Raw genomic sequence first — 26,481 nt, 5'->3', positions numbered from 1 at the left:
ACGGGATCGGGGCGACGGGTGGCATCGGGGCGACGGGTGGCGAGGAGACGGGCGGCCGACAGCGGGACGGAGCCGGGGACGCGGTCGGCCGGCTTAGCGGCCGGGGCGCGCACGGCGGTGCTGCAGGGCGTGGCGGGGTGGGTGCCGGGGGAGCCGGTCGGCAATGAGCGGCTCCCCGCCGACTGGGGCGTGGACGACGCCTGGGTCCGCCGCCGCACGGGCATCGGCAGCCGGCACCGTGCCGGACCGGGCGTCGCCACCGGCGACCTCGCCTTCGAGGCGGCCTCCCGGCTGCTGGCCCACGTCCCGGCGGCGGGCGGCGTGGACGCGGTGGTCCTCGCCACCGCCACCCCCGACCACCTCTGCCCCGGCACCGCCCCCGCGCTCGCGGCCCGGCTGGGGCTCGGCACCGTACCGGCGCTGGACATCGCCGCGGTGTGCAGCGGCTTCGTCTACGGACTCGCCGTCTGCCACGGGCTGGTCACCTCGGGCCTCTACGGGCGGATCCTGCTCGTCGGGGCCGACGTCTACTCGACCTGGCTCGACCCGGCCGACCGTTCGGCGGGCGTCGTCTTCGGTGACGGGGCGGGCGCCGCACTGGTGGCGGCCGGGCGCCGCGGCGACCCCGGGGAACTGCTCGCGTTCGACCTGGGCAGCGACGGTACGGGCTACGACCTGATCACCGTCCCCGGCGGCGGGGCCCGCGCGCGGGCGGGCGGGAAGCCGCCGGGCCTGGCCGACGGGTTCTTCCGGATGCAGGGCGGCACCGTCTACCAGCACGCCGTGGAGCGGATGACCCACTCCTGCCGGACGCTCCTGGACCGGGTCGGCTGGGACCCGGCCGAGGTCGACCGCTTCGTGCCGCACCAGGCCAACGCCCGGATCCTGCGCGCCGTCGCCGAGCGGGTCGGCATCGCGCCGCAGCGCTGCGTGACGCATCTGGAGCGGGTCGGCAACACCGGCGCCGCCTCCATCCCCCTGGCCCTGGCCGACGCGGCGGACGGGGGGCGTCTGCGCCCCGGCGACCGGGTGCTGCTCACCGCCTTCGGGGGCGGACTGACCTGGGGCTCGGCGGCACTTCGCTGGCCGGGGACCCCGCAGACCATGTGTATGGACTCTATGGAAGGAACACAGCATGTCGCTCCCCGCTGATCAGGGCACCGAGGCCCGAGCCGGCACCGCCGTCGCGGTGACGGGGGTCGGCCTCGTGACACCCGCAGGGGCGGACGAGCACAGCTTCTGGGAGGGCTTGTGCTCCGGGCGGTCCACCGCCCGGCGGATCGGTGAACTCGCCGGCCTGCCGGTCGACTTCGCCTGTCCGGTCGACGGCATCGACCTGGACGCGGCGGTGGGCGGCCGGTCGGTGTGGCGGATGGCCCGGTTCGTGAAGCTGGCGCTGGTGGCCGCCCGGCAGGCGGTCGCCGACGCCGGCCTGGACCCGGCCCGGTGGGACGGCACCCGGGTCGGTGTGGTGCTCGGCGTGGGCGTCGGCGGCGTCTCCGTACTCGTCGACAACGCGGCCAGGCTGGCCGCCTCCGGTCCCGAGGCGGTCTCCCCGCTCCTCGTGCCGATGATGATCCCGAACGCGGCGGCGGGCGAGGTCGCCATCGCGCTGAAGGCGGGCGGCCCGAGTCTCGCCCCCGCCACCGCCTGCGCCTCCGGGGCCACGGCCGTCGCCGTCGCCCGCGATCTGCTGCTCGGCGGCAGCTGCGACGTGGTGGTCGCGGGCGGCGCGGAGTCGGTGCTGACCCCGCTGGTCGTCACCGCGTTCGCCCGGATGGGCGCGCTGTCCACCCGCAGCGGCGAACCGGCCGCCGCCTCACGCCCGTTCGCCGCCGACCGGGACGGCTTCGTCATCGGCGAGGGCGCCGCCATGCTCGTCCTGGAGCGCGAGGAAGGGGTACGCGCCCGGGGCGGCCGGACGCGTGCCCTGCTCGCCGGGGCCGGCTCCAGCACCGACGCCCACCACCCCACCGCCCCGGACCCCGGCGGACAGGGCGCGCAGCGGGCGGTGCGGGCGGCGCTCGACCAGGCGGGCTGGGCGCCGGGCGATGTCGACCACATCAACGCCCACGGCACCTCCACCCCCCTCAACGACGCCATGGAGACCACCCTCATCTCCCGGCTCTTCCCGCACCGGCCGCCGGTCACCGCGCCCAAGGGCGTCACCGGACACACCCTGGCGGCGGCGGGCGCGATCGAAGCGGTGGCCACCGTTCTGACGCTGGAACGTTCCGCCGTCCCGCCGATCGCCAACCTGGACGCGCTCCCCGACGCCTTCCCCCTCGACTGCGTGACGAAGGAACCCCGTCATGGGAGGGTCGAGACGGCCCTGAGCCACTCCTTCGGCTTCGGCGGCCACAACGTCGCACTGGCCTTCCAACGCGCCTGATATACGGCGGCATTTCGGGACGGCGGGGGTGTCCTCGCCGTTCCTTGATCGTTACTGTGTTGTGACCGTAACCATGAACGACGCGGCCTCGCCGTCCACGAACGATTTGCTCACCGCAGTGCTCTTCGGGCCGAACTTCCGCCAGGAGCACGGATTCTGGCGCCGCCTGCTGACTACAGAACCGTTTCGCCGCCCCGGCGGCGGCACCCCCGACGAACGGCTCGCCCTCGCCTACCACCGGCTGCGCATCCTCAACAACGCGCTCGACAGCGGCGCTCGACTGGCCTCCGACCCCCGGGCGCTCGCCGCCCTCCACGAGTGGCTCGGCCCCGTCGACCCGGCGCTGACCACCGTGGCGGGCATCCACTACAACCTCTTCCTCGGCAGCCTCCTCGACCACGACGCGGACACCCGGCGCGACGTGTCGGACTTCCTCGCCCTGCGGCGCGTGGGCACCTTCCTCTGTACGGAGGTGGCGCACGGCAACGACGCGGCGGCCATCGAGACGACCGCGACGTACGACCGCGAACGCGACGGCTTCGTCCTGCACACCCCGCACGCCGGGGCGCAGAAGTTCATGCCCAACACCAGCCCGGCCGGGGGTCCCAAGTCCGGTGTCGTGGCGGCCCGGTTGCTCGCCGACGGCACCGACCACGGGGTCTTCCTTTTCCTCGCCCCGCTCACCGACGCCCACCGCGCCCTGCCCGGTGTCCGGGTGCGGCGGCTGCCCGCCCGGATGGGCTCCCCGGTCGACCACTGCCTGACCTCCTTCGACCGCTGCTTCGTCCCGCGCGCGGCGCTGCTCGCCGGACAGCAGGGGCGGATCGGGGACGACGGCCGGTTCCACAGCGAAGTCCCCAACCGCAGAAGGCGGTTCCTCACCTCCATCGGCCGGGTCACCCCCGGCAAGCTCTCCATGAGCGCCTGCGCGGTCGGCTCCGCGCGGGTCACCCTGGCCATCGCCGTCCGCTACGCCGGCCACCGGATGATCTCCGGGTCGCGTGCCGCCCGGCGGATCCCGGTGTACGCGCACCGCACCCACCACGGCCCGCTGGCCGGAGCGATGGCCACCGTCTACGCGATGAGCCTGCTGCACCGCAGGGCCCTGGACGGCTGGGAGTCGGCCTCCGAGACCGACCGGGACGAGGCGGAACGCCTGGTGGCCGTCGCCAAGGGATGGATCACCTGGCAGGCCCGCGACGTCATCGTCGAATGCCGCGAACGGTGCGGAGCCCAGGGGTTGTTGGAGAACAACGGAATGACCGAGCTGGTCACCGGCATCGAGGGTGCGATCACCGCCGAGGGCGACAACCTCGCCGTCCACGCCAAGGCCGCCGCCGAGATGCTCTTCAGCGCCACCGACCGGGACACGGCCGACGACGACGGCCCCGGCGACCTGGGCGACCCCGCCTTTCTCGGCCGGCTGTTCGCGGCCGTCGAGGACCTCTGGTTCGCCCGCGCCCGGATGCGGATGAGCGCCGCCCCGCCCGGCGATCCGCTCGGCCGCTGGAACGCCGCGTCGTCGGCGGCGCTGCGCGGTGTCGAGGCATACGCCTACCGGCAGGCGGACGAAGCGTACGCCGAGGCCGTCGCCACCCTGCCCGGGGGAGAGGCGCGCGAACGGCTGACCGAGCTTCGCCGGCTCTTCGCGCTCCGGTGGATCGCCCGCAACAGCGGTGACCTGATCGCCTCCGGACGGCTGACCGCCGATCAGGTCGCCCTTCTGTCCGACGCGGTGGAGGAGGCGACCGCCGTCGTGGCCGAACACACCCCCGCCCTGGTGGCGAGCTTCGCCCTGCCCGAGCGCCTGATGTCGGACTGGCCGATCGCCGGGCCCCGGTACGCGGACGTCTACGACGACCCCGAGGGGGCCTGGCACCGGAGCCGCGGGGCGGGAATCCGGGGCCGCGCGGCGGAGTTCCGGCGGCCCGTCTGCGGCAGCCGGAGGCGCCCGCTGCGCGAGAAGGTCGCGGCGCTCGGCACCCGTGGGGTCCTCCTGGCGTACTGGGGAACCGCATCGGTGATCTCCCGATGGTTCGAGAAGCCGCAGGTGAGCGTAGACGAATCGGTTCACCGGAAGGCGTAACCGGAAGATTGTCTTCCAGTTATTCCGTGCGGTGGGCAACACCGTTTCCCCCACCGCTCGGACGATCTCGACGAACCCGATGAGAGGAATCACCATGAAGGCCATTCACCCCAAGATCACCGAGGTCCTGACCGGGACGTTCAAGGTGCCCGCCCAGGAGGTCCTGCCGGAGTCCACCATGGACAGCCTGGAGATGGACTCCCTCGCGGTCGCCGAGTTCGCCGTCATCATCAAGGAGACCCTGGGCGTCGACGCCGACTCCGAGAAGCTCTACAAGGACGCCACGCTGGCCGACATCTCCGCGTACATCGACGACGCCGTCGGCAGCGCGGCGGCCGAGGCGGCCGTGCCGGTGAGCAACACCCGATGAAGCGACCCGCCATCGCCGTGACGGGACTGGGGATGATCACCCCGGTCGGCCACACCACCGACACCACCTGGGACGGAGTCCGCGCCGGCGTCTCACCCGCCCGCACCGTCCCCGAACTGCAGGGCTGCGCCGTCGACTTCGCCTGTACGGTCTCCGGCATCGACCTCGACGACGCGGTCGGCGGCCGGTCCGCGTTCCGGATGGGCCGCTACGTCAAGTTCGCCCTCCTGGCCGCCCGGGAGGCGGTCGCCGACGCCGGGCTGGACCCGGCGCACTGGGACGGGACCCGGGTCGCCGTCGTGGTCGGCACCAGCAGCGGAGGATCCGCGGGACTCACCGAACAGGCCGTCGCCCTGGAACGACGCGGCCCCGAGGCCACCTCGCCGTCGGGCATCCTGCTGACCATCCCGAACATGCCCGCGGCCGAGATCGCCATCGCGATGAAGGCCACCGGGCCGAGCCTGGCCCCGTGCACGGCCTGCTCGTCCGGGGTGACCGCACTCTCGGTGGCCCGGGACATGCTGACGCTGGGACAGTGCGACATCGCCATCGCCGGGGCCACCGAGTCGATCGTCTTCCCCGTCGCCATGACCGGCTTCGCCCGCTCCGGCGCAGCAGCACCGCGGGACGGCGACCCCGCCCGCCTGTGCCGTCCCTTCGCCGCCGACAGGGCCGGAATCGTCATGGGCGAGGGCGCGGCCGTCATGGTCCTGGAACGGGCCGAGGAAGCCCGCGCCCGCGGCGCCTTTCCCCGAGCGCTGATCGCGGGCACCGGGGCCACCACCGACGCTTACCACCCCACCAGCCCGCACCCCTCCGGGGAGGTCGCGCGGGCGGCCGTCGACGCCGCGCTGCGCGACGCGGGCTGGCGGGCCGAGGACGTCGAACACGTCAACGCGCACGGCACGTCGACCCCGCGGGGCGACGCGACCGAAGCCGCCCTCATCGGCCGGGCCTACCCGCACCGGCCGCCCGTCACCGCCCCGAAAGGCGTACTGGGCCACTGCATGGGGGCGGCCGGCGCCATCGAGGCGGGCCTGACGATCCTCACGCTCCAGCACGGGGTGATCCCGCCGATCGCGAACCTGGACGCCCCCGAGCCCGGGTTCGCCATCGACTGCGTCACCAAGACCCCACGCGAGGTCCCCGTACGACGTGCCGTCAGCCACTCCTTCGGCTTCGGCGGCCAGAACGCGGTCATCGCCCTCCAAGCCCCGTAGGGCGTCCCGGCCCGCCCCGGAGGAACCCGCGCGGCCGGTACGGCGGGCAGACCCCGCGCCGCACCGGCCCCGCGGACCACGACCCGCCGCACCGCGCCCGAACCGCGGGAAGACACGTGATAGCTTGCCGGGGCCAGTCGAACCCCAGCGACGGGGTCAGGGAATCCGGTGCGAATCCGGAACTGACGCGCAGCGGTGAGGGGGACGGGCGGGGCCACGGCCACTGGAGCACACGCGTGCTCCGGGAAGGCGTCCCGCCCGGACGAACCCGAGTCCGAAGACCTGCTGGCGCCCGCGCCCGCACCGGGGCACGGGAACCGTACGACGGGCTCCGCGGCTGGGCCCAGAGACACAGAGGTCCTTCGTGCTGTCCACGGCCACCCCCGCCCCGATACGTACCGCCGCTCTCCTCGCGGCCGGACTCCTCCTGCTGACCGCCTGCGGCGGGGGCGGGGGCACCGGGGCCGCCGACGGGAAGAAGGCCGGGGGCTTCCCGCTCACCCTGAAGAACTGCGGGCGCACCGTCACGGTGAAGGCCCCGCCCCGGCAGGCCGTCTCCGTCGACCAGGGTTCCACCGAGATCCTCCTCTCGCTCGGCCTGGCCGACCGGATCGCCGCCACCGCCACCTGGAGCGACCCGGTGATGAAGGGCCTGGAGAAGGCCAACGCGGGCGTCGAGCGGATATCGGTGAACCGGCCCTCCTCGGAGAAGGTCCTGGACATGGAGCCCGACTTCCTCTCCGCCTCCTTCGCCTCGACCCTCGCCAAGGGCGGCGTCGCCCCGCGCGAACAGTTCGAGAAGCTCGGCGTCCCGACCTACATCTCGCCCGCCGACTGCGTCGGCAAGGACAACAGCGGCAGCGGTGACGGAGCCCGCACCGCACCCCTGACGATGGACAGCGTCTACACCGAAGTACGCGAACTGGCCCAGGTGTTCGGCGTCCCCGAACGCGGCGACGCCCTGGTGAAGAAGCTCCGGGCCCGGGTGGACAGGGCGACCGACGGCGTCGACGCCTCCGGCACCTCGCTCCTCTACTGGTTCTCCGACTCCAAAGCCCCCTACCTCGCGGGATGCTGCGGGGCCCCCGGCGTCATCACCGAGGAACTCGGAGCGAGGAACGTCTTCGACGACACCCGCGACGAATGGCCCCAGATCAGCTGGGAGACCGTCGCCGACCGCAACCCCGACGTCCTGGTCATCGGCGACCTCAGCCGCACGACGCAGACGGCCGAGAGCGCCGAGAAGAAGATCGAGTTCCTGGAGTCCAACCCGGTCACGAAGACGATGGACGCCGTCAGGAACCGCCGCTACGTGCTCCTCAGCGGCCAGGCCATGAACCCGACCATCCGGACCGTGGAGGGGCTGGAGCGCGTCGCGGCCGGACTGCGCGACTTCGGGCTCGCGGAGTGAGGGTGAGCACGGACAGCCGTACGGCCGCGAAGGTGGCCGACGCGCCGCCTGCCGCCGCTCGCCGGGCCCGGGCCGGGGCGCCGCTCACCGTGCTGCTCCGGGGCGGCGGTCTGCTCCTCCTCGTTGCCTCCGTCGCGGTCGCCGTGACCATCGGGCCCGCCCGGATCTCCGTCCCCGACGTCTGGTCCACCGTCGCCGCCCACCTCGGGCTCGGCACGAGTGATCTCAGCCCGATCCGCGACGGCATCATCTGGAACCTCCGCATGCCGCGTACGCTCCTCGCCGCCGTGTGCGGCGCGGGGCTCGCGGTGTGCGGCACGGTGATGCAGTCGCTGCTGCGCAACCCGCTCGCCGACCCCTTCGTCCTCGGCGTCTCCTCCGGCGCCTCCACCGGGGCGGTCATGGTGGTCGTCCTCGGGGTCGGCGGGGGAGCGGTGTCGCTGTCGGCCGGGGCGTTCGTCGGGGCGCTCCTCTCCTTCGCCCTGGTGCTGCTGCTCAGCCACACCCTCGGCGGCTCCACCGACCGCGTCGTCCTCTCCGGCGTCGCCGCGATGCAGCTCTTCTCCGCCCTCACCTCCTTCGTCGTGATGACCTCCGCCGACGCCGAGCAGACCCGCGGGGTGCTGTTCTGGCTCCTCGGCTCGCTCAGCGGCGTCGGCTGGAGCGAGGTCGCCCTGTGCTCCGCCGTCCTCGCCGTCTGCCTGGTGATCTGCCTGGCCCACGCCCGTACGCTCGACGCCTTCGCCTTCGGGCAGGACGCCGCCGCCGCGCTCGGCGTGAACGTCGCCCGCACCCGGATCGTGCTGCTGTGCACCACCGCCCTGCTGACCGCCGCCCTGGTCAGCGCCGCCGGGGCGATCGGCTTCGTCGGTCTGGTCCTGCCGCACGCCGCCCGCGCCCTCACCGGCTCCGGTCACCGGCGGCTCCTCCCGGTCACCGCGCTCGCCGGGGCGGTCTTCCTGGTCTGGGTCGACACCCTCGCCCGGACCGTCCTCGACCCGCAGGAAGTACCGGTCGGCGTCGTCACCGCGCTGATCGGCGTCCCCGCCTTCGTCCTCGTCCTGTACCGCACCCGGAGCACGTCATGAGCGTTTCCACCGGCCTGCGCGCCGACCGTGTCGGCCGCGAGGCGGGCGGCCGGCTCATCCTCGACGGCGTCGCCATCGCCCCGCCGCCCGGCTCCACCGTCGGGCTCCTCGGCCCCAACGGCTCCGGAAAATCCACCCTGCTGCGGATCCTCGCGGGTCTCCTCGCCCCGGACGCCGGCGTCGTCACCCTGGACGGCGACCCCCTCGCCGGTCTCGGCCGCCGCACCGTCGCCCGCCGGATCGCCGTCGTCGACCAGCACGCGGTCACCCAGGCCGACCTCAGCGTCCTGGACGTCGTACGCCTCGGCCGCATCCCGCACCGGCGCGCCTGGTCCGCCCCGGACCGAACCGACGAGGACGCCGTCGCCGACGCGCTGCGGCGCACCGGGCTCACGGACCGCGCCGGGCAGTCCTGGCACACCCTGTCCGGCGGCGAACGCCAACGCGTCCAGATCGCCCGCGCCCTGGCCCAGCAGCCCCGCGAACTCCTGCTGGACGAGCCGACGAACCATCTCGACATCCAGCACCAGCTGGACCTGCTCGCCCTGGTCGCCGGCCTCCCCGTCACCAGCGTCGTCGCGCTGCACGACCTCAACCTGGCCGCGATGTTCTGCGACCGGATCACCGTGATGAAGGCCGGCCGCGTCGTCGCCGGAGGCACCCCCGCCGAGGTCATCACCGAGGAACGCATCGCGGACGTCTACGGCGTGCGGGCGGTCGTCACCCCGGACGGTCCCGACGGCCGCCCCTCGGTACGGTTCCTGCCGCGCCGCTGACCGCTGGCGACGCAGGACAGCCCGCCGGGCGGGCCCGTTGAACGAGCCCGCCCGGCGGCCGAGGACGTGGGAGCGGCCTTCCGGCCACCTGAGGTCGTGCGGGTCAGCGGCGTCGCCCCCGGCCGAACTCGCCACCGGCGTCCTTGCCGGTGCCCATGTCCTTGCCGTCCGCGTAGTCGATCTTCTCCTTGCGGATCTCGGCGGAGACTTCCTTCTGCTCGGTGACCCGGTTGGTCTCCAGCCGGACCCGCTCCACCGGCACGGCCTCCTTGCGTACGGTGGCGCGTTCCGCGTGCAGGGTGACCTCCACGTCCTGCTCGCCGAAGTCCGTGGTCCCGGTGGTCTTCTCGCCGGGCTGGAGCGGTTCGCGGACCACCCGCACCTCTTCGTGCGAGACCGGCACGGTCCGGGTGACCTCCTCGGTCACCACGTACTTGTGCAGCCGCGCCTTGCCGCTCTCGTACTCCTCCTTGCCGACGTGCAGCTGCTCCTCGGAGCGGATCATCTCGTCCTTGCCGCTCATGTCGGCTGCCCGCGACGTGCCCGCACCGGCGCCCGCCATCGGGCGCGCCGTGGCGGAGGCGTCCGTGTCGCGGTGCCTGCCCGTACCGCTGCCTGATCCTGCCATGCCCGCAGCTCCTGTCGTTCCCGCGCCGGCCGTCCCGGCGCTCGTCCCGGCCGTGGTCGCCTTCCCGGTCGCCTTGGCGCCGGGGGGCGTTCCGGTACCCCGGGCCGTGCCCGCGGCACCCGCCGCGCCCATCGCCCCGGTTCCGGCGACGGTCGGCGCGTCCATGCCGCCCGGCCGGTTCTCACCGAGATTGCCGGTCTTCCGGCTCAGGCCGTAGTGCCGGTACAGCTCCTCCTCCTCGGCCACGGAGAGGTGCGCGTCCGCGTCCACCCGGGGTGCGTCCTTGACGCTCTCCTTCGGATGGGCGACATGCAGGTCGGAACCCACTCGACGGGCTCCGGCGAGCGGGACGAAGCTCTCCTTCATACCGAACAGGCCGGTCTTGACCGTGACCCAGTCGGGCTTGCCGGTGTCGTCGTCGACGTACACCCGGCCCACGCTGCCGACCTTCTCGCCGTCGTTGTCGTACACGGTCAGACCGTCGAGTTCTCCGGAATCCGTGAAACCGTCAGCGGCTCCCATAACCGATTCCTCCTCTCGGGCACGCCCTGTGGCTGGCTCCACCGGAGGTGGCGCGTCCGGATTCCATCGCGCCTCACCCGCATGGACGCTGCAACCGCCCGCCCGCCCGGATCGCGGCTCCCGGAAGCCCGGTACGGGGCTCCGGCCCCGTACGACGGCACCGGGCCACTCCGGAACCCGTTAGGCCAATCGGGTGAGCCGCCGGGGCTCGCATAGGATCGGAGAACCGTGGCGGCCACAGGCCGGACCACCGCCGACCCGCCGAGCCACCAGGGGTGCGCCATCTCTTCCGTACGTCTCGGGCTTCCCGCGCAACGCGGTGAACTGCGCGCCCGGCGCGAGGACGGGCAGCACCTCCACCACCTCGTATGGCGGCTGGGGCCGGGCGCGCGGGTATGCAGCAGCGCGGTCCTCGGCGGGGGCCTCGGCCCCCGGGCCTGGATCCTCAACGCGCAGGTCCCCGGTGGCTACCCGCGCCTCGACCCGGACCGCCACCTCGCCGAGATCGCCGCAGCGGAAGGGCTCACGGGGCCCGGCGCCGGGCTGATGACCGCCGCCGACGTCGCCGCGCACACGACCGCCCGGGACGGCGGCGTCACGGCGACCGTCACGGCAGGCCTCGGCGTACGGGGTTGGGCGGCGGCCCCGGAGATCGCCGCGGGTGTTCCGGCGGTCCCGTTCCGGCCCGGGACGGTCAACATCGTCGTCATCCTGCCCGCCGCGCTCTCCGACGCCGCCCTCGTCAACGCCGTCGCCACCGCCACCGAGGCCAAGGTCCAGGCGCTCCTGGACGCCGGACTCGACTGTTCGGGCACGCCGACCGACGCCGTGTGCGTCGCCGCCCCCGAACCGGGGCCCGACGGCGGCGCACCCTTCGCCGGACCCCGCTCCGCCTGGGGTGCGCGAATCGCCCGCGCCGTGCACAGCGCCGTACTGGCCGGGGCCCGCCCGGCACCGTGAGGGGAGCCCGGCCCGCCACCGAGGGGCGCCGGGGCTCAGCTCACCGCCACCGGGTGCCGCACCACCGCGTCGAACAGATAGCCCTGGGTGTTGTGCGCGGTGACCACCGGCTGCGTACGCCCCGCACGGTCCGTCGCCCTCGCCAGCAGCACGGCTGGGCCCCGCTCCCTCGGCACCCAGTCGGCCGTCCACCGCACCCAGCTCCCGGCCCGCGGCTCGTCCCGCAGCCGGGCCGCCCGCCAGCGCGTTCCCCCGTCGGTGCTGACCTCCACCGCCCGTACGGGCGCTCCGCCCGACCAGGAACGACCGGTCAGCACCGCACGCCGGTGGGCGGGGAACGAGGCCCCGGGCGCCAGCTCGAACGCGCTCTTCAGTGACTGCCGGGTCAGCGGCGGGCTGCCCTCCGGCGGATGCCCGGGGCCGAACAGCCGGTAGAGGCCCGTGTTCCACGGGGTGAGCAGCGGCTCCGCGCTCACCTCGATGTCGCCGACCCATTTGATGTTGGCGATGCCCACCCACGACGGCACGATCAGCCGGACCGGATGGCCGTGGTCGGGCGGCAGCGGCTCGCCGTTCATCTCGTACGCGAGCAGGACGTCGTCCAGCGCCTTGGCCACCGGCAGCGGGCGGCGCACCCGGCCCAGGTTCACCCCGTCGGTGACGGCCTCGGCGTCCAGGCCGCGCGGCAGCACGTCCACCGCGTGCCGCCCGATTCCGGCCCGGCTCAGGACGTCCGCCAGCCGCACCCCGCGCCAGCGAGCCGTTCCGATCGCCCCGAGCGTCCACGCGGTGCCGCTGACCGCCTGGCCCTGCTGCGAGGTGAAGTAACTGCGGCCGTTGCCCGCGCACTCCACGAACGCGGTACGGGTCACCTGCGGCAGGGCCAGCAGATCCGCGAAGGTGAAGTCCACCGGGCCGCCACACAGCCCGTCCCCCCACACCGTCAGTTTCCAGTCGGCCCGGTCGATGCGCGGGGTGGCGGTGTGGTTGCGGACGAAGAACCGGTCGGCGGGGGTGAGCAGCCCGGTGTCGCGCAGGGCGGCGAAGTTCGTCTCGGCGTTGGTGCCGCGCAGCGTGAACAGCTCCGGAGGCAGCGGCTTGACCACGCCGGGCAGCCCGTCGGCCGCGCGGGCCGGTGCGGCGACGGAGGCCAGCGGCACGGCCGCGGATGCCGCCGCGACGAGTTTCAGCAGATCGCGGCGGTCGATCCCGGAGGAACGTGCTCGGCCGCGCGACCACTGCCGCATCCGTATCCGGTCGTAGGCGTCCTCGGTCGGAACCGGGCTCATGGCTGCTCCTCGCGGGTCAGGTGACGTAGGGAGAGGGGGAAGACGGAGAAGGGGCGGGGGCGGGGGCGGCGCCCGGCCGTGGCAGCGGTGCCCGCGCGAGCAACTCCCGTACGAGCGCGCCCACCTGGTCCGTCTCGATGAGGAAGCCGTCGTGCCCGCGCGGCGAGGCGATGGTGTGCGCGGCGTCCGCCCCGGGCAGCAGGGCGGCAAGACGTTCCTGCTGGCCCAGGGGGTACAGCCGGTCCGAGTCGACGCCCGCGACCAGGGCGGGCAGCTCCGCGCGGCTCAGGGCGCGGGCGATCCCGCCCCGGCCCCGGCCGACGTCGTGGCCGTTCATCGCCTCGGTGAGCGTCACATAGCTTCCGGCGTCGAACCGGCGCACCAGCTTGCCCGCGTGGTGGTCGAGATAGGACTCCACCCGGTAGCGGCCGCCGTGGGCGGGCTCCTCCCCGGGCTGCGCCTCACCGCCGAAACGGGAGTCCAGCTCGGGTGCGCTCCGGTACGTGATGTGGGCGATGCGGCGCGCCTGCCCGAGGCCCCGGTGCGGTCCTTCGCCCGGGGGCGCCCGGTGGTAGTCGCCGCCCCGCCACCCCGGGTCGGAGCGGATCGCGCCGAGCTGCACCGAACCCCAGGCGATCTGGTCGGCGGAGGCAGCCGCAGGGGCGGCGAGCACGAGCAGCGAACCGGTGCGCTCGGGCCTGCTCACCGCCCATTCCAGGGCCCGCATGCCGCCCATCGACCCGCCGATGACGGCCGCCCACCGGTCGATGCCCAGCACATCGGCGAGGGCCGCCTCCGCCGTCACCTGGTCCCGCACGCTCAGATACGGGAACCGGGACCCCCAGGGTCTGCCGTCGGGCCCGGGGGAGGACGGGCCGGTGCTGCCCCGGCAGCCGCCGAGGACGTTGGGTGCGACGACGAACCAGCGGTCGGTGTCGAGCGCCCGGCCCGGACCGACGAGCGCGTCCCACCAGCCGGGCGTCGGATGCCCCGGACCGGCGGGACCGGCCACATGGCTGTCGCCCGTCAGCGCGTGCAGCACCAGCACGGCGTTGGACCCGTCCGCCGCCCGCTGCCCCCAGGTCTCGTACGCCAGGCGCACCCCCGGCAGCCCGGTTCCGGATTCCAGGGGCAGCGGGTCCTCGATCGCCGCCCAGCGGCGACGACCGGGCGGATCCCCCTCCCGTCGGCCGCCGGAGGCCGACGGGAGAGGGGGCACGCGGTACGGGTCCTTCCGGTTCAGGACGCCGCCTTCGCCGCCCGGAAACCCGCCTCCAGGTCGGCCTTGAGGTCGTCCACGTTCTCCAGCCCCACCGACAGCCGTACGAGGCCGGGCGTGGCGCCGGTGGCGACCAGCTGCTCCTCGGTGAGCTGGCTGTGCGTGGTGGAGGCCGGGTGGATGATCAGGCTGCGTACGTCCCCGATGTTGGCGAGGTGGCTGAAGAGTCCGACCGCGTCCACGAACTGCCGGCCCGCTTCGGCCCCGCCCTTCAGCTCGAAGGCCAGCACGGCCCCGGCCCCGCGCGGCAGATACCGCTGCCCGGCCTCGTACCAGCGGTTCGACTCCAGACCCGCGTAGTGCACGGCCGCCACCTCGTCGCGCCGCTCCAGCCAGCGGGCGAGCTCCAGCGCGTTGGAGGTGTGCCGCTCCAGCCGCAGGCTCAGCGTCTCGATGCCCTGGAGCAGCAGGAAGGCCGAGTGCGGCGAGAGCGCGGGCCCCAGGTCGCGCAGCAGTTGCACCCGGAGCTTCACCGCGAACGCGCTCGGGCCGAGGTCCGGCCAGTAACGCAGCCCGTGATAGCTGGGGTCCGGCTCGTGGAACTCGGGGAAACGCTCGGCGTGCGCCCCGAAGTCGAACGTACCGGCGTCCACGACCACGCCGCCGATCGTCGTGCCGTGCCCGCCGAGGAACTTGGTCGCCGAGTGGACCACGATGTCCGCGCCGTGCTCGATAGGCCGGAGCAGATACGGCGTGGGCACGGTGTTGTCGACGATGAGCGGCACCCCGGCCTCGTGCGCGGTGTCCGCGACGGCCCGGACGTCCAGCACGTCGCCGCGTGGATTGCCGAGTGTCTCGGCGAAGAACGCCTTCGTGTTCGGCCGGACCGCCGCCTGCCACGCCGCCAGGTCCTCCGGGTCCTCGACGAACGTCACCTCGACGCCGAAGCGGGGAAGCGTGTGGCGGAAGAGGTTGTACGTGCCGCCGTACAGCGACGGTGAGGACACGACGTGGTCCCCGGCCCCGGCGAGCGTCAGGATCGCCAGCGTCTCGGCGGCCTGCCCCGAGGCCAGCGCCACGGCGGCGATCCCGCCCTCCAGCGCGGCGACACGCTGCTCCAGGACGTCCTGGGTGGGGTTGTGGATGCGGGTGTAGATGTTGCCCGGCTCGGCCAGCGAGAACACGTCGGCCGCGTGCTGCGTATCGCGGAAGACGAAGGACGTCGACTGGTAGATCGGCACCGCGCGGGCGCCGGTCGCCGGATCCGGCGCTGCGCCGGAGTGGATCTGCTTGGTCTCGAACGACCAGGCGGCGCCGGGGTCCTGCCGGTCCTGGTCCTCGGGGGCGTGGCCTGCGGTGGCGGAGTCGAGGGGCTGGCTCATGTGGTTCCTCGCACGGGGCGGTGACGGGCTGAATACGGACCGTAGGACGCGCTCGGCACCCTCGGAAGCGTGTCGCCCTCCTGGCCACGAACCCGCAACGGCCCGTCATGGACCGCAATACGGCGGCAACGCGCACGCCATGCCCCAGCCGTGGGGTGGGGGCATGGCAGGCGCGTTCAGCGGACGGCCGGGACCTCGGCGATCGAACGGCCCGCCCACGCGGGCGCGGGCTCGACGAGCGAGGCCAGCCGCTCCCGTACGGAGTTCGGGAACGTGGCGGTGCGGCCCGCCCGTTGGCCCACATGGAGCGCCGGCAGTTCGGTCGTCGCCACCGGGACGGCCTCCGGCTCCGGTACGTCGTCGGGGGCGCCGACCACGTACAGCTCGTGGCAGAAGCGCGCCTTCTTCGCGTCCACGCCCAACAGCCGGGTCGGACGGCGAGGTGGCGTACCCGAAGACCAGGACGTAGAACGCCTCGCTCATACGGCCGTTGTAGTCGATCCACTCCGGCCGGACGGTCCGGTGGAACAGCGGGAGCGACGTGTCGACGTCCTCGGCCACGTCCGTTTCCTCGTGCGTGGGCTGTCGGCTCCCCGGCGGTACGGGGCAGGCGGCCTGTCGCCCGCAGGAGGTCGATGACGCCCCGGTCGCGTTCGGCGACCAGGTCCGCGATGCTCCGGCCGTCCGCGGCCTCGTCGCAGCCGGCCACCACCGCCTCGTAGAGGGCCCGGTCCAGCTCGGGTGCTTCGAGCCGGGTCCAGGGTGACTTCAGCGACGGGCCGAAGTGGTCGAGCATGTGGGCCATCCCGCCCTCGCCGCCCGCGAGCGCGAACGTGAGCATCGGCCCCATCACGGCCCAGCGAGCCCCGGTCCCTCGGTGATCGACGCGTCGATCACCGCCACCGTCGCCTCTCCGTTGGCGACCATGTGCAGCGCTTCGCGCCACAGGGCCTCCTGGAGCCGGTTGGCTATGAAGCCGGGCACCTCGCGGTCCATGGTGATCACGGACTTGCCCGCGACCTCGTAGAAGCGCGAGGCCCATTCCACCGCGGCGGAGTCCGTCCGTTCACCGCCGACGACCTCGACCAGGGGGATGAGGTAGGGCGGGTTGTATCGCTTGCAAGAAGAGGGGTGTTGCGGTTCTGACTGATCCATCAGTCAGAACCGCAACACCCCTCCTGCCGCCTGTTCGCCCCGCGGGGGTCACTCCTCGGCGAGCATCCCGCTCCGCAGCTTGCCCAGCATCCGGCTCAGCAGCCGGGAGACGTGCATCTGCGATATCCCGAGCTCCGCGCCGATCTGCGCCTGGGTCATCTCCTGGCCGAAGCGCATGTCGATGATCCGGCGCTCCCGCTCGTCCAGCTCGTCCAGCAGGGGAGCGAGGGCGTGGAGGTTCTCCACGGTCTCCATGGCGGGGTCCGGATCGCCCAGCACATCGGCGAAGGTCCGTCCGGCGGTCTGGCCGGGCGCGGCCTCCGCGGTATCGGTCGGCATGTCCAGGGAGCCCGCCGTATAGCCGTTGGAGGCGACGATCCCCTCCGTGACCTCGGACTCCTCGATCCCCAGGTACTCCGCCAGCTCCTTCACCGTGGGGTCCCGGTCGAGGACGCCGGCCAGGGACTCCTTCGCCTTGGCGAGTTCGACCCGCAGCTCCTGCAGGCGCCGCGGCACGTGCACGGCCCAGCTCGTGTCACGGAAGAACCGCTTGATCTCCCCGACGATGTACGGCACGGCGAACGACGTGAACTCGACCTCCCGGGAGAGGTCGAAGCGGTCGATCGCCTTGATCAGTCCGATGGTGCCGACCTGGACGATGTCCTCCATGTCGCCGCTGCCCCGGTTGCGGAAGCGGTTGGCGGCGAAGCGGACGAGGGACAGGTTCATCTCGATGAGGGTGTTGCGCGCGTACTGGTACTCGTGCGTGCCCTCCTCCAGGACCTGGAGGCGGTCGAAGAAGAGACGCGAGAGCCGACGCGCGTCCAGCGGGGCGATCTTCCCGGCATCCTCGATCCACGGAAGCTCTTCGGTGGTGCCCGTCCGCTCCGCACCGACGGTCTGCGCGGTCTGCACGGTCATGTGGCTTCACGCTCCCTGGTTCCTGGTTCGTAGCCCTGAGGCCTGTTCGCCTTCCCGGCCGTGCGGCTCTCATGCGTCGCGCGGGGAGTTGATCTGGCCACACGGATCGAGTTGGCCGGAAACGCGCTTGGTTCGGCCCTGAGGAACCGTCACGCCCGGCCGCCCGAGAGGCGCGAGTGGCGGGCGCCCGTTGCGGACCGCACGTGAGGGGCGTGAGCGTGGAGGTACGAAGAACCGCCCCACCGGTACGGGGGAGCCCGGTGGGGCGGTCGCCACCAGAGTGCCACAGGCGGGCGGCCGTTGGGACCGCACCGGCACGTATTGGCCTAGGGATGAGTCGTTTTCGCCGCTCGTCCGGGTGCGGGCACGCGCCGAGACGCCTCCTCACGCCTCCCGATGATTGCGGGGCCGTGAACAGATTCGCCTGGCGGAATACCCGCCGCGTCCCCTGGGCTTTCCTCCGGCGGGTGCGCAGCTCAGGAGGCCGGGCACCCGTGGCCGAGGAAACCGCGCGTTGTACGGAACGAGACCGAGGAGACCATGACCCAGAACGGCACCCGGCCCCGGACCGATGCCCTTTCCCGGCTCCACCCGCTGGACGCCCCCGCCCGGTCCTCCCTCACCGGCCCGCACGCCCACTTCGCCGAGAGCCGTGGGCGGGTCCTGCGCTATCCCGTCGACGTCACCCCCTGGATCGCGCTTCCCGACGCCCCGGACGCCCAGGACTGGGCCGATCTCGCGGCGCTCGCCGGGCCGGGCGGCTCCGTCGCCCTGGCCGCGTTCCAGGCGCCGCCACCGCCCGACTGGGAGATCGTCTTCCGGGCCGGCGGCGTCCAACTGGTCGACGCGGCGGTGGACGCCGCGCCCGAACCGGAGGCGGTCCGGCTCGGCCCGCGGGACGTGCCGGACATGCTGGATCTGGTGGCGCGCACCCGCCCCGGCCCCTTCCTGCCGCGCACGGTCGAGCTGGGCACGTACCTGGGTATCCGGCGGGGCGGCGCTCTGGTGGCGATGGCGGGGGAGCGGCTGCACCCGCCCGGCTGGACCGAGATCAGCGGCGTCTGCACGGACGAGGCCGTTCGGGGGCAGGGGCTGGCGAGCCGGCTGGTCCTGGCGGTCGCACACGGGATCCGGGAGCGCGGCGAGACCCCGTTCCTGCACGCCTCCGCCTCCAACACCGGCGCCATCCGGCTCTACGAGTCCCTCGGCTTCCGGCTCCGACGGCGTACGGAATTCCTCTCCGCCCTCGTCCCCGCCACGTTGCCCCCGGCGCGCGGGACCTGAGGCCCCCCGGCCCGGGGCCGAGGTCCCGGGCCGGAAGTCCCGGACGGGACCTTCGGCACCCCCTCGGGGTCCCAAGGCCTCCTGTGCGCGGGTCCGCTTCCGGGTCAACTGGAAGGGACCGGCCGAAACTGCGGGCGGCGCCGAGGCACCAGCGGGAGGACAGGCCGTGCCCATGAGGTTGCTGGACATGGCACAGAAGCCACAGACGCCGAAGAAGCATGGCCCTGTACGGCACCGGGGCGGTGCCGTACAGGGCCCTGACGCGAGCATCGCGGCGGTGTCCCAGGGCCGTATCGGCAACTGGGCGCTGGTCGGCGGGCTGATCCTGCTGACCCTGCTGGTCGTCTTCCTCGACGTCAGGACGGGCAACGACCTGCGGGTCGTGCCCCTGCTCGTGGTCGTCCCGGCACTGGCCTCCGTCTACTGCAGCCTCCGCCAGACCATCTGGGTGGCGGTGTGGATCACCACGGTCGTCGTCGGCTTCCGGGTCGGCGCGGACGGCACTTTCTGGGACTTCGTCTTCGGCATCGGTTTCGCCGTACTGGCCTGCGCCCTCGGGGTCGCCGCCTGCGCGGCGCGCATCCGGCACGCCACCGAGATGGCGCGGCTGCGCTCCGCCGCCGTCACCCTGCAGCGCCAGATCCTGCGGCCGCTGCCCGTCGTGACCGACCACGTCTTCGCGTACGGACTCTACGAGCCGATCGAGGAGGACCGCTTCGTCGGCGGAGACATCTACGAGGTCGTCGAGTCCCCGTACGGGACCCGGGTGATCATCGGGGACGTCCAGGGCAAGGGGCTCGCGGCCATCGGCGTCGGATTCGCGGCCATCGCCGCGTTCCGTGAGGCGGCGGTCCGTGAACCCACGCTCACCGGAGTGGTCCAGGCGCTGGAGGACGCGGTCGTCCGGCACAACGAGTTCTCCGCCCAGACCGGCGAGGTCGAACGCTTCGTGACCGCGCTCGTGCTCGGGTTCGACGAAAGTGGCCGGGTGGAGGCCGTGAACTGCGGCCATCTGGCGCCGCGCCTGCTGCACGACGGCCGGACCTCGGCCGTCACGCTCCACCGGACCTCCGTGCCGCTCGGCCTCGCCGGACTCAGCCGGGAGGCCCGTGCGGCCGAGTCCTTCGACTTCCCGCGGGGCGCGACGCTGCTCGTCGTCACCGACGGGGTGACCGAGGCCCGCGACGCCGCGGGCGCCTTCTACCCGCTGGACGAGCGGGTCGGGGCCTGGGCCGGGCACGGCCCGCGCGAGCTGCTCGACGCGCTCCATGACGACCTGGAGGAGTTCTCCGGCGGCATCCGGCGCGACGACGTCGCCGCGCTGGCCCTGCGCCGCGCCCCCGCGGCCACAATCTGACACTGCCTTCCGATGTCCCCACGAGACGGATGTCCCGTGGGGACATTTTCAGGTGTACGGTGCATGTATGACTCCGGAACGGAAGATCCCGGAACGGCGCAGCCGCAAGGCGCGCCGCACCCGCGACACCCTGGCGCAGGCCGCGTTCGAGCTCGTGCTCGACCGGGGGCTGCGGAACGTGACGGTCGAGGAGATCGCGGAAGCCGCGGACGTCGACCGCCGTACGTTCAGCCGGTACTTCCCGAGCAAGGAGGCCGCCGCCCTCGACTCCCTGCGGGGCGACGGCGACCGCATCAACGCGGCCCTGCGCGCCCGCCCGGCCGCGGAACCCCCGCTCGTCGCCTACCGGCGGGCCGTCGTCGACTGGCTCGCCGACCCCGGGGCGGAGGCCTGGCACCGCCGCCCCCGGATCTTCGAGCTGCTGGTGGTGGCCGAGGAGGAACCGACGCTCTACGCCGTCTTCCACCACATCCGGGTGGACGCCCAGGAGGACTCGATCGCCATCGTCGCGGACCGGCTCGGCGTCGACCCCGGGCAGGACATCCGGCCCGCCGTGACCGTCGCCGCCGGAGCGGGCGCGCTGCTCGCGGCCCAGGCCGCCTGGGTGCGCGGGGGCCGTCCGGACGCCCTGCCCGAACGGGTCGCCGAAGCCTTCGACGCACTGGCGGAAACGGCCGAAGAAGCAGCAGAAGCAAGAGAAGAAGCGGAAACAGAGGCAACCTCATGAGCACCGAACACAGCTCCACCCCCACGGAGACGAACGCGAACACGGACGCGGCCTCGGCCTCGGCGGAGTTCGCGGGCCGCACGGCCCTCGTCACCGGCGGCGCCTCCGGCATCGGCCTCGCCCTGGCCCGGCGGCTCGCCGCCGGCGGCGCTGCGGTCGTCGTCGCCGACTACGACGAGGAGAACGCGCGCAAGGCCGCCGCCGAGCTGGAACGCTCCGGAGCCGGGGCCGCCGCCGTCGCGATGGACGTCACCGACCCGGCCTCCGTGGAGGCGGGCGTGCGGTTCGCCGTGGACACCTTCGGCGCCCTCCATCTGGCCGTGAACAACGCCGGCATCGCGGGCCCGAGCAGTCCCACCGGTGAGTATCCGGTCGAGGACTGGAACCGCGTCGTCGCCACCAACCTCAGCGGCGTCTTCCACTCCATGCGCTACGAACTGCCCGCCATCGTCGCGGCGGGCGGCGGCGCGATCGTGAACATGTCGTCCATCCTCGGCACCAACGGCTTCGCGGGCTCGCCCGCGTACGTCGCGGCCAAGCACGGCGTCGTCGGCCTCACCAAGACCGCGGCGCTCGAATACGCCGCCCGGAACGTCCGGATCAACGCGGTCGGCCCGGGCTTCATCGACACCCCGCTCCTGCGGAACACCGACCCGGCGGCCCGCGAGCACCTGGTCTCCCTGCACCCGGCCGGACGCCTCGGGACCGCCGAGGAGGTCGCCGAACTCGCCGCCTTCCTGCTCTCCGACAAGGCCTCCTTCATCCACGGCAGCTACCACCTGGTGGACGGCGGCTACTCCGCCCCGTGACCGAGTCCCCCGAGTGGCGGACGGGGGACACGAGGGCGACAAAGGAACACGGGGGTCGGCGAGGACAAGGAAGAAGCGAGGAGACCCATGAGAGCCGTTCAGTACCGAGCCGTCGGCGCCGCCCCCGAGGTGGTCACGGTCCCGGATCCCGAGCCCGGCCCCGGCCAGGTCCTGCTGAAGGTCACCGCCGCCGGTGTCTGCCACTCCGACATCGCCGTGATGAGCTGGCCCGCCGACCAGATTCCCTTCCCCCTGCCCCTCACCCTGGGCCACGAGGGCGTCGGCACGGTCGCCGGGCTCGGTGACGGCGTCGACGGCCTCGCGGTCGGCGACTCCGTCGCGGTGTACGGCCCCTGGGGCTGCGGCACCTGCGTGAACTGCGCCGAGGGCAAGGAGAACTACTGCCTGCGCGCCAAGGAGCTCGGCATCATGCCGCCCGGCCTCGGCGCCCCGGGCGCGATGGCCGAGTACATGATCGTCGACAACCCCCGCCACCTCGTCCCGATCGGCGGTCTCGACCCGGTGAAGACGGTGCCTCTCACCGACGCCGGACTCACTCCGTACCACGCGATCGTGCGCTCCCTGGCGAAGCTCGTGCCCGGTTCCACCGCCGTCGTCATCGGCACCGGCGGCCTCGGCCACGTCGCGATCCAGCTGCTGCGCGCCATGACGGCAGCCCGGGTGGTCGCCCTCGACGTCACCGAGGACAAGCTCGCCCTGGCCAGGACCGTCGGTGCGCACGAGGCGGTCCTCTCCGACGAGAAGGCGGCCGCCCGCGTCCTCGAACTGACCGGCGGCCTCGGCGCCCACGTGGTCCTCGACTTCGTCGGAGCGCCGCCCACCGTGCAGACCGCCGGAGCCGTCGCCCGCGTGGACGGCGACGTCACCATCGTGGGCATCGGCGGCGGCGTGCTCCCGGTCGGCTTCGGGACGCTCCCGTACGGGGCCAATGTCTGCGCTCCCTACTGGGGCTCGCGCAAGGAGCTCGCCGAGGTCCTCGACCTGGCCCACGCGGGAGCGGTGGACGTGCACGTGGAGACGTACTCCCTCGACGAGGCCCCGCTGGCGTACGAGCGCCTCCACGACGGCAGGATCAACGGCCGGGCCGTCATCCTGCCCAACGGCTGAACTCCCCGTCGCCCGTCCCCGCCTCGGACCCGGGTGGCAGCCACCCGGGTCCGACGGCTGGGGGCACGGGCCCGTCGGGCATGGGGACGGGCAGGACCGGCCGACGGGCGCGTGGTCGGGGCGGCCGGAGAATTCCCGGCACGGGGGGCCCGCCCGGCCCTAGACTGGGCGACATGGGTTCGTACCGCTTCTACTTCTTCCGCTGATTCCCGGCCCGGACGGCCGCAGCGCGCCGCACCGCGCGTCCCAGAGAGACGCCCCGGTGCCACGGTCCTCGTGACGATGTCCCGGTGACCTCGACGTCACCCCCGCGCGCCCGCCGCCGTCCCTTCGCCGTCCGGCATCCACGCCCCGCTCCCGCCGCGCTTCCGTGCGCGCCGCCGCGGGCCGTCACCCAGGGAAAAGGCACCCATGCACCCCCAGCGCGACCGCGCTCAACTGGCCATGAAGGACGTCTCCAAGGCGTACGGGGACCGCTCCGTACTCGACCAGGTGGCCCTCACCGTCCGGCCCGGTGAGAAGACCGCCGTCATCGGCGAGAACGGCTCCGGAAAGTCCACCCTGCTCCGCCTGCTGGCCGGGGCCGAAGCCCCGGACACCGGGGAGATCACCGTCCGGTTCCCCGGCGGCACCGGCTACCTCGCCCAGACGCTCGACCTCGACCCGGCCGACACCGTGCAGGACGCCGTCGACGCAGCCCTCGCCGAACTGCGCGACCTCGAACACCGGATCCGCGAGGCGGAGGCGGGCCTCTCGGAGCGGACCCCCGGCGACCAGGGGCCGACCGACGCGGAACTCGCCGCGTACGGGGACCTCCTCACCGCCTACGAGGACCGCGACGGCTACCGGGCGGACGCCCGTACCGAAGCGGCCATGAACGGCCTCGGCCTCGCCCACCTCACCCGCGACCGCCCGCTCGGCACGCTGTCCGGCGGCGAGCAGTCCCGGCTCGCCCTCGCCTGCGTGCTGGCCGCAGCCCCCGAACTGCTGCTGCTCGACGAGCCGACCAACCACCTCGACGCCCGCGCCGTCGGCTGGCTGGAGGACCACCTGCGCGCCCACCGGGGGACCGTCGTGGCGATCACCCACGACCGGGCGTTCCTGGAGCGGGTCACCTCGGTGATCCTGGAGGTCGACCGGGACCTGCGTACGGTCACCCGGTACGGGGACGGCTGGGACGGCTACCGCACCGCCAAGGCCGCCGCCCGCCGCCGCTGGGTCCAGGAGCACGAGGAGTACCTGGCGGACCTGGCCCGTACCGAGGAACTGGTCGAGGCGGCGGGAGCGCGGCTCGCGGCCTCCGGCGGCGACCCGAAACAGGGATTCGGCAAGCACCGCCGTTCGCACGAGGCCAAGCTGTCCGGCCGGGTCAGGGCGGCCCGGACCCGACTGGACGCCCTGCGCAGGTCTCCCGTGCCGCCCCCGCCCCGCCCGCTCACCTTCACCGGCCGCCCGTCCGCAGCCACGCAGACAGGCGGGGCGGACGGCACCGGAACCACCGGGGCGACCGGCACAACGGGCCGCGCGAGGACCCTCGTGGAGCTGGACTCCGTCTCCGTCGGGGACCGGCTCCACCTGCCCTCCCTGCGCGTGACCCCGGGAGCCCGGCTCCTGGTGACCGGTGAGAACGGGGCCGGAAAGACCACCCTGCTGCGGGTCCTCACGGGCGACCTGGCTCCCGACACGGGAACGGTCACCCGCCACGCCCGCATCGGCTACCTCCCGCAGGAACTTCCCGCGCGCCCGACCCGGCGCACCCTGCTCGCCACCTTCGCGGCGGGCCGGCCCGGCTTCCCCGACGAGTACGCCGACGACCTCCTGGCCCTCGGCCTCTTCCGCCCCGAGGACCTCGACGTGCCCGTCGCGTCCCTCTCCGCCGGCCAGCAACGCAGGCTGGCCCTGGCACGTCTGGTGACCCGGCCGGCCGACCTGCTGGTGCTGGACGAGCCGACGAACCACATCGCGCTGAGCCTGGTCGAGGAGCTGGAGCAGGCCCTCGACCAGTACCGGGGCGCGGTCGTCGTCGTCTCGCACGACCGCAGCTTCCGGGCCCGCTTCACCGGCGACGTCCTGGAACTGAGGGCAGGCCGCCAAGTGGGCACGGGCCCGGCCCCGGCCTACGCGTCGGGGGAGGCGGCCGCCCCGCGCACCTGAGCGCGCAGCCGGTCGACGAACACCCGCTGACCGGCGATGAGCCGCTCGGCGGCCTGCTCCGGCGTGCACCAGGCGAACCGGTCCATCTCCGGGAACTCCTGCTGCACGCCGGACCCGCGCGGCCACTCCATCGTGAACGTCCCGGGCACGACGGACGCGAGGTCCAGTTCGGCCTCCAGGGCCCACACGGTCACCGTCTTGCCGCTGCGCTGCCGCGACTCGCCCAGCGCGATCCACTCACCCGGCGGGACGGGCACCCCCAGCTCTTCCGTGAACTCGCGTCGGGCGGCCGCCTCCGCACCCTCGTCCGACCCGTACTCGCCCTTCGGCACCGACCACGCGGCAGCCTCCCGCCCCGCCCAGAACGGTCCGCCCATATGACCGATCAGCACCTCGACATCCCGCTCGCCCGTCTCCTCGTCCTCGGTGACCCGGAAGAGGAGGAGCCCCGCACTGCGCCTGCCCGTCGACATGCCGCCAAGTCTGCGGCGACGGGAGACGGGGCGCCACACGGGTGCGGAGGGCGTACACCCGCGTGGCACCCCGCCGGGCCCCAGAAGACCCCTTACGTCTTGCGGTAGCCGTACGCCTCCGAGGCCGCCGCCTCCACGGCCGCGAGGTCACCACCGGCCGAGGCCGTCACCACGGCGGCCACCGCGCCCTCGACGAACGGCGCGTCCACGAGCCGGGTGTTCTCGGGCAGTTCGTCGCCCTCCGCGAGCATGGACTTCACCGTGAGGACCGCGCTCCCCAGGTCCACCAGGACCGCGACCCCGGCGCCCCGGTCCACCGAGGCGGCGGCCCGCTCGATCAGCTCCGCGCTCGTCCCGAGCCCGCCGTTGGGCAGCCCCCCGGCCGGGGCGACCGGGGCGGTCACCCCTCCGGCGGCAAGCCCCCGGGCCAGCTCGGCGACCGACTCGGCGACCGGGCCGCTGTGGGAGACCAGCACGATGCCCACCTGCTGCTCGTCGCTCACGCGTCCACTCCGTCCGTCGCCGTCGCCGTCGCCGCGAGGGCCTCGACCAGCAGCGCCGCCGAGGTCGCGCCCGGGTCCTGGTGCCCGATGCTCCGCTCGCCGAGATAACTGGCCCGGCCCTTGCGCGCCTGCATCGGCACCGTCGCCACGGCACCGGCGCGGGCCGCTTCGGCGGCACCGTCGAACGAGGTGGCGAGGGCTTCCGCCGCGGGCAGCAGCGCGTCGAGCATCGTCTTGTCCCCGGCCTGGGCCCCGCCCAGCTGCCCCACCGCGGCCACCCCGGCCGCGAGCGCCTGGGCGAACTGCGCCTGCGTCACCTCGTCATCGTCACCGAGCGCCTTGCCCGTACGGCGCAGCAGGGTGCCGTACAGCGGGCCCGAGGCCCCGCCGACGGTGGAGATGAGCTGCCGTCCCGCCAGGGTGAGCACCGCACCGGGGGTGGCGGGGGCGTCCTTCTCCAGCACCTCCGTCACCGCCGCGAAACCGCGCTGGAGGTTGCTGCCGTGATCGGCGTCCCCGATCGCCGAGTCGAGCTCGGTCAGCTGGTCCGCCTCACGCTCCACTGACGCCGCGGCAGCGGTCATCCAGCGGCGGAAGAAGTCGGTGTCGAGCACATGATCTCCTGTT

General features: G+C 73.7%; 23 protein-coding genes, 2 pseudogenes and 1 riboswitch. Of the genes and pseudogenes, 15 read left to right on the top strand and 10 right to left on the bottom strand.

Annotated features, from left to right (window positions below; translation table 11 throughout):
• The first annotated feature begins 117 nt into the window (after positions 1–117).
• The 8 genes from RNL97_RS02220 (at position 118) to RNL97_RS02185 (ending at position 9,343) form a co-directional block, all read left to right on the top strand.
• Complete coding sequence (locus RNL97_RS02220) at positions 118–1,152, top strand: beta-ketoacyl-ACP synthase 3 (RefSeq protein ID WP_032766032.1); 1,035 nt, start codon at positions 118–120, stop codon at positions 1,150–1,152.
• The gene (locus RNL97_RS02215) at positions 1,136–2,392 is read left to right on the top strand and encodes a beta-ketoacyl-[acyl-carrier-protein] synthase family protein (protein ID WP_313750299.1); all 1,257 of its coding nucleotides are present in this window, start codon (positions 1,136–1,138) and stop codon (positions 2,390–2,392) included. Before RNL97_RS02220 ends, RNL97_RS02215 begins: the two co-directional genes overlap by 17 nt.
• A 73-nt stretch (positions 2,393–2,465) precedes the next feature.
• Positions 2,466–4,478 (top strand): acyl-CoA dehydrogenase family protein, encoded by a 2,013-nt coding sequence (locus tag RNL97_RS02210; RefSeq protein ID WP_313751599.1) that lies wholly within the window; start codon positions 2,466–2,468, stop codon positions 4,476–4,478.
• A 94-nt stretch (positions 4,479–4,572) separates the two neighbouring features.
• Complete coding sequence (locus RNL97_RS02205) at positions 4,573–4,848, top strand: acyl carrier protein (RefSeq protein ID WP_030587086.1); 276 nt, start codon at positions 4,573–4,575, stop codon at positions 4,846–4,848.
• On the top strand, positions 4,845–6,068 hold the full coding sequence (locus RNL97_RS02200; RefSeq protein ID WP_030587083.1) for a beta-ketoacyl-[acyl-carrier-protein] synthase family protein: 1,224 nt from the start codon (positions 4,845–4,847) through the stop codon (positions 6,066–6,068). Before RNL97_RS02205 ends, RNL97_RS02200 begins: the two co-directional genes overlap by 4 nt.
• 117 nt (positions 6,069–6,185) lie before the next feature.
• A riboswitch (cobalamin riboswitch) is annotated at positions 6,186–6,372 on the top strand.
• Between the two features lie 60 nt (positions 6,373–6,432).
• On the top strand, positions 6,433–7,479 hold the full coding sequence (locus RNL97_RS02195) for an ABC transporter substrate-binding protein (protein ID WP_030587077.1): 1,047 nt from the start codon (positions 6,433–6,435) through the stop codon (positions 7,477–7,479).
• A 2-nt stretch (positions 7,480–7,481) separates the two neighbouring features.
• On the top strand, positions 7,482–8,567 hold the full coding sequence (locus RNL97_RS02190; protein ID WP_374115097.1) for a FecCD family ABC transporter permease: 1,086 nt from the start codon (positions 7,482–7,484) through the stop codon (positions 8,565–8,567).
• A complete protein-coding gene (locus RNL97_RS02185; protein ID WP_030587075.1) occupies positions 8,564–9,343 on the top strand; it encodes an ABC transporter ATP-binding protein in 780 nt (259 codons plus the stop codon). Before RNL97_RS02190 ends, RNL97_RS02185 begins: the two co-directional genes overlap by 4 nt.
• Positions 9,344–9,446: 103 nt before the next feature.
• Here the strand turns inward: RNL97_RS02185 and RNL97_RS02180 are convergent, their stop codons facing one another.
• Positions 9,447–10,493: a PRC and DUF2382 domain-containing protein gene (locus RNL97_RS02180; RefSeq protein ID WP_030587074.1), complete on the bottom strand. Its 1,047-nt coding sequence runs from the start codon at positions 10,491–10,493 to the stop codon at positions 9,447–9,449.
• A gap of 228 nt (positions 10,494–10,721) precedes the next feature.
• On the opposite strand from RNL97_RS02180, the gene RNL97_RS02175 reads away from it, so the two are divergent.
• Positions 10,722–11,453 carry an adenosylcobinamide amidohydrolase gene (locus tag RNL97_RS02175; protein ID WP_374115096.1) on the top strand — a complete coding sequence of 244 codons (732 nt, stop codon included), beginning with the start codon at positions 10,722–10,724 and terminating at the stop codon, positions 11,451–11,453.
• A gap of 35 nt (positions 11,454–11,488) precedes the next feature.
• Here RNL97_RS02175 and RNL97_RS02170 read toward each other — a convergent pair whose 3' ends face one another.
• The 6 genes and pseudogenes from RNL97_RS02170 to RNL97_RS02145 form a co-directional block, all read right to left on the bottom strand.
• On the bottom strand, positions 11,489–12,742 hold the full coding sequence (locus RNL97_RS02170; RefSeq protein WP_030587066.1) for a sulfite oxidase: 1,254 nt from the start codon (positions 12,740–12,742) through the stop codon (positions 11,489–11,491).
• Between the two features lie 16 nt (positions 12,743–12,758).
• Complete coding sequence (gene metX, locus RNL97_RS02165; protein ID WP_243313104.1) at positions 12,759–13,961, bottom strand: homoserine O-acetyltransferase MetX; 1,203 nt, start codon at positions 13,959–13,961, stop codon at positions 12,759–12,761.
• 20 nt (positions 13,962–13,981) lie between these two features.
• A complete protein-coding gene (locus RNL97_RS02160) occupies positions 13,982–15,343 on the bottom strand; it encodes a bifunctional o-acetylhomoserine/o-acetylserine sulfhydrylase (protein ID WP_243313103.1) in 1,362 nt (453 codons plus the stop codon).
• Between the two features lie 176 nt (positions 15,344–15,519).
• Positions 15,520–15,904: pseudogene (locus RNL97_RS02155) on the bottom strand (thioesterase family protein).
• A 40-nt stretch (positions 15,905–15,944) separates the two neighbouring features.
• Positions 15,945–16,456 (bottom strand): annotated as a pseudogene (locus tag RNL97_RS02150) (3-hydroxyacyl-CoA dehydrogenase family protein); the annotation flags it as partial.
• Positions 16,457–16,546: 90 nt separating this feature from the next.
• Positions 16,547–17,419, bottom strand: a complete 873-nt coding sequence (locus RNL97_RS02145; RefSeq protein ID WP_030587058.1) for an RNA polymerase sigma factor SigF — start codon at positions 17,417–17,419, stop codon at positions 16,547–16,549.
• Positions 17,420–17,959: 540 nt separating this feature from the next.
• Between RNL97_RS02145 and RNL97_RS02140 the strand changes: the two genes are divergently transcribed.
• The 6 genes from RNL97_RS02140 to abc-f all read left to right on the top strand — a co-directional run bounded on the left by RNL97_RS02140 (position 17,960) and on the right by abc-f (position 24,878).
• A complete protein-coding gene (locus RNL97_RS02140; protein ID WP_313750298.1) occupies positions 17,960–18,703 on the top strand; it encodes a GNAT family N-acetyltransferase in 744 nt (247 codons plus the stop codon).
• A 187-nt stretch (positions 18,704–18,890) separates the two neighbouring features.
• Entirely contained in the window at positions 18,891–20,060 is a 1,170-nt protein-coding gene (locus RNL97_RS02135) for a PP2C family protein-serine/threonine phosphatase (RefSeq protein WP_030587052.1), read from the top strand.
• Positions 20,061–20,127: 67 nt separating this feature from the next.
• Positions 20,128–20,787, top strand: coding sequence for a TetR family transcriptional regulator (locus RNL97_RS02130; RefSeq protein WP_030587049.1), 660 nt, complete (start codon positions 20,128–20,130; stop codon positions 20,785–20,787).
• A complete protein-coding gene (locus RNL97_RS02125; protein ID WP_030587046.1) occupies positions 20,784–21,596 on the top strand; it encodes an SDR family NAD(P)-dependent oxidoreductase in 813 nt (270 codons plus the stop codon). Before RNL97_RS02130 ends, RNL97_RS02125 begins: the two co-directional genes overlap by 4 nt.
• 87 nt (positions 21,597–21,683) lie before the next feature.
• Positions 21,684–22,724: an NAD(P)-dependent alcohol dehydrogenase gene (locus tag RNL97_RS02120; protein WP_030587043.1), complete on the top strand. Its 1,041-nt coding sequence runs from the start codon at positions 21,684–21,686 to the stop codon at positions 22,722–22,724.
• A gap of 411 nt (positions 22,725–23,135) precedes the next feature.
• Positions 23,136–24,878, top strand: a complete 1,743-nt coding sequence (gene abc-f / locus RNL97_RS02115) for a ribosomal protection-like ABC-F family protein (RefSeq protein WP_030587041.1) — start codon at positions 23,136–23,138, stop codon at positions 24,876–24,878.
• Here the strand turns inward: abc-f and RNL97_RS02110 are convergent.
• The 3 genes from RNL97_RS02110 to dhaL form a co-directional block, all read right to left on the bottom strand.
• On the bottom strand, positions 24,842–25,351 hold the full coding sequence (locus RNL97_RS02110; protein ID WP_030587038.1) for an NUDIX hydrolase: 510 nt from the start codon (positions 25,349–25,351) through the stop codon (positions 24,842–24,844). The genes abc-f and RNL97_RS02110 overlap by 37 nt on opposite strands.
• A 92-nt stretch (positions 25,352–25,443) precedes the next feature.
• Positions 25,444–25,854, bottom strand: a complete 411-nt coding sequence (locus tag RNL97_RS02105) for a PTS-dependent dihydroxyacetone kinase phosphotransferase subunit DhaM (protein WP_030587034.1) — start codon at positions 25,852–25,854, stop codon at positions 25,444–25,446.
• A complete protein-coding gene (gene dhaL / locus RNL97_RS02100; RefSeq protein ID WP_030587031.1) occupies positions 25,851–26,468 on the bottom strand; it encodes a dihydroxyacetone kinase subunit DhaL in 618 nt (205 codons plus the stop codon). The genes RNL97_RS02105 and dhaL overlap by 4 nt, the downstream gene beginning before the upstream one ends.
• Between the last annotated feature and the right edge of the window lie 13 nt (positions 26,469–26,481).

Source organism: Streptomyces parvus, assembly GCF_032121415.1.
Classification (GTDB): Bacteria; Actinomycetota; Actinomycetes; order Streptomycetales; family Streptomycetaceae; genus Streptomyces; species Streptomyces globisporus_A.
Note: the sequence above shows the minus strand (reverse complement) of the source record. Positions and strands in the feature narration are given on the sequence as shown.

Excerpts from the sequence above, each read along its gene's own strand:
- RNL97_RS02215 (WP_313750299.1), top strand. The coding sequence starts at position 1,136 with ATGTCGCTCCCCGCTGATCAGGGCACCGAGGCCCGAGCCGGCACCGCC.
- RNL97_RS02210 (WP_313751599.1), top strand. The coding sequence starts at position 2,466 with ATGAACGACGCGGCCTCGCCGTCCACGAACGATTTGCTCACCGCAGTG.
- RNL97_RS02205 (WP_030587086.1), top strand. The coding sequence starts at position 4,573 with ATGAAGGCCATTCACCCCAAGATCACCGAGGTCCTGACCGGGACGTTC.
- RNL97_RS02200 (WP_030587083.1), top strand. The coding sequence starts at position 4,845 with ATGAAGCGACCCGCCATCGCCGTGACGGGACTGGGGATGATCACCCCG.
- RNL97_RS02185 (WP_030587075.1), top strand. The coding sequence starts at position 8,564 with ATGAGCGTTTCCACCGGCCTGCGCGCCGACCGTGTCGGCCGCGAGGCG.
- RNL97_RS02180 (WP_030587074.1), bottom strand. The coding sequence starts at position 10,493 with ATGGGAGCCGCTGACGGTTTCACGGATTCCGGAGAACTCGACGGTCTG.
- RNL97_RS02170 (WP_030587066.1), bottom strand. The coding sequence starts at position 12,742 with ATGAGCCCGGTTCCGACCGAGGACGCCTACGACCGGATACGGATGCGG.
- RNL97_RS02160 (WP_243313103.1), bottom strand. The coding sequence starts at position 15,343 with ATGAGCCAGCCCCTCGACTCCGCCACCGCAGGCCACGCCCCCGAGGAC.
- RNL97_RS02145 (WP_030587058.1), bottom strand. The coding sequence starts at position 17,419 with ATGACCGTGCAGACCGCGCAGACCGTCGGTGCGGAGCGGACGGGCACC.
- RNL97_RS02140 (WP_313750298.1), top strand. The coding sequence starts at position 17,960 with ATGACCCAGAACGGCACCCGGCCCCGGACCGATGCCCTTTCCCGGCTC.
- RNL97_RS02135 (WP_030587052.1), top strand. The coding sequence starts at position 18,891 with ATGGCACAGAAGCCACAGACGCCGAAGAAGCATGGCCCTGTACGGCAC.
- RNL97_RS02130 (WP_030587049.1), top strand. The coding sequence starts at position 20,128 with ATGACTCCGGAACGGAAGATCCCGGAACGGCGCAGCCGCAAGGCGCGC.
- RNL97_RS02125 (WP_030587046.1), top strand. The coding sequence starts at position 20,784 with ATGAGCACCGAACACAGCTCCACCCCCACGGAGACGAACGCGAACACG.
- RNL97_RS02120 (WP_030587043.1), top strand. The coding sequence starts at position 21,684 with ATGAGAGCCGTTCAGTACCGAGCCGTCGGCGCCGCCCCCGAGGTGGTC.
- abc-f (WP_030587041.1), top strand. The coding sequence starts at position 23,136 with ATGCACCCCCAGCGCGACCGCGCTCAACTGGCCATGAAGGACGTCTCC.
- RNL97_RS02110 (WP_030587038.1), bottom strand. The coding sequence starts at position 25,351 with ATGTCGACGGGCAGGCGCAGTGCGGGGCTCCTCCTCTTCCGGGTCACC.